Here is a 6,000-nt window from a genome sequence, read left to right as displayed (position 1 = left end):
AGCCCCGACGGCATGGAATCAAGGTTTTTTCTTCCAGCTTAAAGCTTACGGCTTATAGCTCCGGGCGAAGCCCGGGTGGTTTCCTTCCCTCTTCCAGGCGCGAAGCGCCGTTCTTCCCTCTTCAAGCGGCGCCAGCCGCGTTCTTCCAGCCCCAGCCCACACCAAGGAACCCCGTGCCGTGACCCCATCCAAGCTCTTTGCGCTCGTTCAGTACCCCCTGCCCCACCACCTGCTGTCGCGGTTGGTGGGGCGTCTCGCCGATTGCCGGGTGACGGCGGTCAAGAACCTGGCCATTCGGGCCTTCATTCGCCGCTTCCGGGTCGACATGAGCGAGGCGCAGCAACCCGAGTCGAGTGCCTATCCGTCCTTCAATGAATTCTTTACCCGCCCCTTGAAGGAAGGCGCGCGGCCGCTGGGCCAGGGTGTGGTGTCGCCGGCGGATGGCACCCTGTCTCAATTCGGCGCCATCGCTCAGGGCCGCCTGGTCCAGGCCAAGGGGCATGAGTTCACCATCGGCGACCTGCTGGGCGGTGACGACAGCACCGCGGCACGCTATCGCCACGGCAGTTTCGCCACGGTCTACCTGTCGCCGCGCGACTATCACCGCGTGCACATGCCGCTGACCGGCACCCTGCGCGAGGTGGTCTATGTGCCCGGCCGGCTGTTCTCGGTCAACCACGCCACCACACAGCACGTCTCCGGCCTGTTCGCGCGCAACGAGCGCCTGGTCTGCCACTTCGACACCGAACACGGCCCCATGGTCATGGTGCTGGTCGGCGCCATGATCGTCGCCGGCATCGAGACCGTCTGGGCCGGGCAGATCGCTCCCCTGCCGCGCCACGCTGTCCAGCGCCTGGGCTTCGACACCCCCATCACCCTGAAGAAAGGTGCCGAGATGGGGCGCTTCAAGCTGGGTTCCACCGTGGTCATGGCCTTCGCCGACTCGCTGGACTTCGACACCCTCGAGGCCGGCGGCAAGGTGCAGATGGGCCAGCGCCTGGGCGAGACGAGCGGCGAGGCGCACGCCGCCGACTGACGCGCGACACCTTCAGCGGCGCGCAGGCCTCAGGCGCGCGGCGTGGCGAAGGCCATGACCTCGGCCACACTGGCCTTGCCCAGCGCCAGCTGGATCAGCCGGTCCAGGCCCAGGGCCACTCCGCTGGCCTCGGGCATGCCGGCCTCGAGGGCGGCCAGCAGGTGCCGGTCGACGTCCACTTCGGGCAGACCGGCCGCGCGGCGGGCGGCGTTATCTTCAGCGAAGCGAGTGCCTTGCTCCTCGGCGTCGGTGAGCTCGTCGTAACCGTTGGCCAGCTCGAGTCCATTCACGTAGACCTCGAAGCGCGAGGCAACCCACTCGCCGTCTTCCGGATCGCGATGGCGGCGGGCGAGCGCCGCCTGACTGGCCGGGTAGTCCAGCACGACATCGAGGCCATCCCGGCCCAGTCGCGGTTCGATGACAAGGCTCATCAGCAGGTCGAGACAATCGTCGCGACAGGCCTCGGCCATATCGAGCCCGCCCCGCTCGGTGGCCAGGCGGCGCAGGGCTTCGAGCGGCTCATGGAAGGGGTCGAGATCCAGGTCCTCGCGGAACAGCTCACGATAACGATGGCGCCGTAGCGCGCCGGGGTCGCTTGGCAACAGCCGGCGGATCAGCGCCTCGGTCTCCGCCATCAAACCATCCAGGTCGAGCCCCGGCCGATACCACTCCAGCATGGTGAACTCGAGATTGTGACGCGAGCCGACCTCGCCATCCCGAAAGCTGCGGGCCAGCTGGAAGATCGGCCCGCTGCCGGCGGCCAGCAGGCGCTTCATGTGGAACTCCGGCGAGGTCTGCAGCCACAGTGGCTGCCGCCCCGCCGGCGTGGTGGCTGTGCAATGCAGGGAGGCCAGATGCACATCCGTGCTGCCCGCCCGGCCGAGCACCGGTGTTTCCACTTCCATGACCCCGCGCTCGGCGAAGAAGGCCCGCACCTCCCCAATCAACCGCGCGCGCTCGCGCAACGTCTCGATATCGGCCGAGGGCCGCCAATCCATCGACATCTATGTTTCCTCCAGAGACGACAAAGGCCACACCCGAAAGAATGTGGCCTTGCAGGCGAGTCCCGCCCAGCTAGCGCCCTCTCCGAGCGATGCTCAGACAAGGCGACTCATGGGTAAGGCGGCGGAGTTTAGCAGCGCTAAATGAGCAAGCCGCCCCCAGGAGTCAACGCCGTATGAGCGAGCGTAGGAAGGGCCCGAAATCAAGCGCGGCCGACGTACTCGCCCGTCCGCGTATCAATCTTCAGGACTTCGCCCTCGTTGATGAACAGCGGCACGCGCGCCACGGCACCCGAAGAGAGCGTGGCCGGCTTGGAGCCGCCCTGGGCGGTATCGCCCTTCAGGCCGGGGTCGGTCTGTACGACCTCCAAGTCGAGGAAGTTGGGCGGCGTGACATTGATGACATTGTCATTCCACAGGGTCACCGTGTAGACCACCTGCTCCTTGAGCCACTTTTCGGTCTCGCCCAGCGCCTTCCTCTCCACCGGGTACTGCTCGAAGGAGCCGTCACTGAGCATGAAGTACCACATCTCGCCATCGGTATACAGATACTCCATGTCGAGCTCGAGCACATCGGCGGCTTCCAGCGACTCGCCGGACTTGAAGGTGCGCTCCCAGACACGGCCTGTCATCAGGTTGCGCAGCTTGACGCGATTGAAGGCCTGGCCCTTGCCGGGCTTGACGTAGTCATTCTCGAGAATGGCGCAGGGGTCACCATCCAGCATGACCTTCAGACCGCCCTTGAATTCATTGGTAGAATAATTCGCCATGAGAGTGATTCCATATTCCGTCGCGCCGGGCATGATGCTCCCGGGCGCGAGCAAGCAAATGATAGTGGTCGAGGGTTGCCCCCTCGCTCGCCTCGATAGGTGTCGCGCATGATAACCCGAAGCCCCATCCCTTTGCAGCGCCATGGCTCGGCAGACACCTGGCAGCGGCAGCTGGCCCATGCCATTCGCGACCCCCGCGAGCTGTGTCGCCGCCTGGCGCTCGACGCGCAGTGGTGGCCCGGCGCCGAGGCCGGCCATGCCCTGTTCGAGGTGCGTGTACCGGAAGCCTACCTGTCGCGCATGCGCCCGGGCGACCCGCATGACCCCCTGCTGCGCCAAGTGCTGCCGCTGGAGGCCGAACAACAGCAGACCCCCGGCTTCGTCAGCGACCCCCTGGAAGAACGCGAGCACACCGCCCGCCGCGGCTTGATCCACAAGTACGCCGGGCGCGTCCTGCTGATCACCAGCCCGGCCTGTGCCATCAACTGTCGCTACTGCTTTCGACGCCACTTCCCCTATGAGGAAAACGCCCCCTCGCGCGCCCAGTGGGCCGACACCCTGGACTACCTGCGCCAGGACACCAGCATCCGGGAAGCCATCCTGTCCGGCGGCGACCCCCTGGCGGCCAATGACCGCCAGCTGGGCTGGCTGGTGGACCAGCTCGAGGCCATTCCGCATCTGAAACGACTGCGGCTGCACACACGGCTGCCCGTGGTCATCCCGGACCGCATCGATGACGCCCTGCTGGACTGGCTCGGCAGGACTCGCCTGCAGAAGGTCATGGTGCTGCACATCAATCACCCCGCGGAGATTGACGACAGCGTCATCTCGGCGTGCCAGCGACTCCGCCAGGCCGGCGTGACCCTGCTCAACCAGAGCGTCCTGCTCAGCGGCGTCAACGACTCGGTAACGACCCTGGCCGAGCTGTCCGAACGACTCTTCGAAGCCGACATCCTGCCCTACTACCTGCACGTGCTGGACCCGGTGGAAGGCGCCGCTCACTTCGACATCGACGACGACACCGCACGCAGCCTGGTCGCCGAACTGCGCACGACCCTGCCGGGCTTTTTGATGCCGAGGCTGGTCAGGGAAATCCCCGGCGAAGCCAGCAAGACACCGCTATGAAGAAGGAAGAAGCCAGGATAGCGGTTCCTCTTCCCTCTTCAAGGCGCGAAGCGCCGGTCTTCCTTCTTCTAGCGGCGTAGCCGCATCTCTCAGGGCTCAGGCCAGCGTTTCCACCGTCACATTGGGTGCCGGGGCTTCGTTGGAGAGCTGGCGATTGATGGCGCTGAGTACGCCCTTGATCGAGGCGCTGGTGATGCTTTCGTCGGTACCGACGCCGAACACGGCTTCGCCGTTGATGCGCACCTCGACATAGGCGATGGCCTCGGCGTCGGAGCCCTGCCCCCGCGAGTGCTCGTGGTAGTCGATGATCTCGACGTCGTGGCCTTCGGCGACCAGCGACTTGACGAAGGCGGCCAGCGGGCCATTGCCCTGCCCCTGGATGGTGCGCCGTTCGCCGCCTTCCTCGATGGTTGCCTCGAGATTGACTACCGGGCTGTCGGGCTCGGAGGACATGCGATGGCTGGCCAGGGCGAATGGCTGGTTCTTCTCCAGGTATTCGTCACGGAAGGCCTGATAGATCATCTCGGACGTGATTTCCTTGCCGAGCCGGTCGGCGACTTCCTGCACCACCTGACTGAACTCGATGGACAGGCGACGCGGCAGCTCGATGCCGTGTTCCTCTTCGAGCAGATAGGACACCCCGCCCTTGCCGGACTGGCTGTTGACGCGGATCACGGCCTCATAGCTGCGCCCCACGTCGAGCGGGTCGATCGGCAGGTAGGGAACCGCCCAGACACCGTCCGGATCCTCGCGGCGTGCCGCCATGCCCTTCTTGATGGCATCCTGATGCGAGCCCGAGAAGGCCGTGAAGACCAGGTCGCCGACATAGGGGTGGCGCGGGTGCACCGGCAGCTGGTTGCAGTACTCGACCTCGCGCATGACCGGCGTGATGTTCGAGAAGTCCAGCTGCGGATGCACGCCCTGGGTATAGAGGTTCATGGCCAGGGTGACCAGATCGACATTGCCGGTGCGTTCCCCGTTGCCGAACAGGCAGCCCTCGATACGGTCGGCACCGCCCATGACCGCCAGCTCGGCGGCCGCGACACCGGTCCCCCGGTCATTGTGCGGGTGCACGCTGACGATCAGACAGTCGCGCCTGGCCACGTGGCGGCAGAACCACTCGATCTGGTCGGCATAGTTGTTGGGGGTCGCGCACTCCACGGTGGCCGGCAGGTTGACGATCATCGGCTTTTCGCTGGTGGGCTCGTAGGTGGCCGACACCGCATCGACGATTTCCACGGCGAAGTCCATCTCGGTGGTCGAGAACAGCTCCGGCGAATACTGGAAGGTCCAGTGGGTCTCCGGCGCGGCCGCCATGTGCTCGCGGATGCGCGTCGTGGCATCCACGGCGATCTGCACGCACTCGGCCTGGTTGACGTTGAACACCACGCGCCGAAATACCGGATCCGTAGCGTTGTAGACATGCACGATGGCGTTTCTGGCGCCCTTCAGGGCCTCGAAGGTGCGATCGATCAGATGCGGGCGCGCCTGGGTCAGCACCTGGATGTGCACATCCTCGGGCACCTTGTCGTTGTCGATCAGGGAGCGCACGAAATCGAAATCGGTCTGCGAGGCCGAGGGAAAGCCCACCTCGATCTGCTTGAAGCCGATCCTGACCAGCAGGTCGAACAGGCGCTGCTTGCGCTCCTGGTCCATGGGATCGATCAACGCCTGGTTGCCATCACGCAGGTCGACCGCACACCACTGGGGCGGCGCCTCAATGCGCCGGCTCGGCCACTGTCGGTCCGGCAGGTCGACGCCCACGAACGGGCGGTACTTGGTGGAAGGATTATCGAGCATCATGGCGGCGTTCTCCCTGAGACATTGACGGTTCCAAATGACAACGCCCCGCCTGCCGAAAGGCAAGCGGGGCGCAGGACACTTCACCAGACGTTGCGCAGCGGCAGACGGATGCGTCACGAAAGGCGGGAATCTGGGCATTGGGTATGGCGATGAACATGCTGCAACCTCGTTGTCGACGTACGAATGGGCGACATCAACGTCGCCCGGCGCGCTCAGCGGCGGGCTAGTAGTCGTAGGTCGAGAACGAGGTTGGCGCGATTCATGT

5 protein-coding genes are annotated in these 6,000 nt (G+C 65.3%); 2 read left to right on the top strand and 3 right to left on the bottom strand.

Features of this window, described 5'->3' with window-relative positions:
• Positions 1-178: 178 nt before the first annotated feature.
• A complete protein-coding gene (gene asd, locus HHA01_RS11540) occupies positions 179-1,036 on the top strand; it encodes an archaetidylserine decarboxylase (RefSeq protein ID WP_141320843.1) in 858 nt (285 codons plus the stop codon).
• Positions 1,037-1,065: 29 nt separating this feature from the next.
• Here the strand turns inward: asd and epmA are convergent, their stop codons facing one another.
• Positions 1,066-2,040: an EF-P lysine aminoacylase EpmA gene (gene epmA / locus HHA01_RS11535; RefSeq protein WP_141320841.1), complete on the bottom strand. Its 975-nt coding sequence runs from the start codon at positions 2,038-2,040 to the stop codon at positions 1,066-1,068.
• 200 nt (positions 2,041-2,240) lie between these two features.
• Complete coding sequence (gene efp / locus HHA01_RS11530; protein ID WP_141320839.1) at positions 2,241-2,807, bottom strand: elongation factor P; 567 nt, start codon at positions 2,805-2,807, stop codon at positions 2,241-2,243.
• Between the two features lie 108 nt (positions 2,808-2,915).
• On the opposite strand from efp, the gene epmB reads away from it, so the two are divergent.
• Complete coding sequence (gene epmB / locus HHA01_RS11525; protein ID WP_141320837.1) at positions 2,916-3,932, top strand: EF-P beta-lysylation protein EpmB; 1,017 nt, start codon at positions 2,916-2,918, stop codon at positions 3,930-3,932.
• A gap of 96 nt (positions 3,933-4,028) precedes the next feature.
• Here epmB and leuA read toward each other — a convergent pair whose 3' ends face one another.
• Positions 4,029-5,735, bottom strand: a complete 1,707-nt coding sequence (gene leuA, locus HHA01_RS11520; RefSeq protein ID WP_141320835.1) for a 2-isopropylmalate synthase — start codon at positions 5,733-5,735, stop codon at positions 4,029-4,031.
• Positions 5,736-6,000 lie beyond the last annotated feature (265 nt).

This window comes from Halomonas halmophila, assembly GCF_006540005.1.
Lineage (GTDB): Bacteria > Pseudomonadota > Gammaproteobacteria > Pseudomonadales > Halomonadaceae > Halomonas > Halomonas halmophila.
The sequence above is the reverse complement of the archived record's forward strand: the minus strand, read 5'-3'. Positions and strand labels throughout refer to the sequence as shown.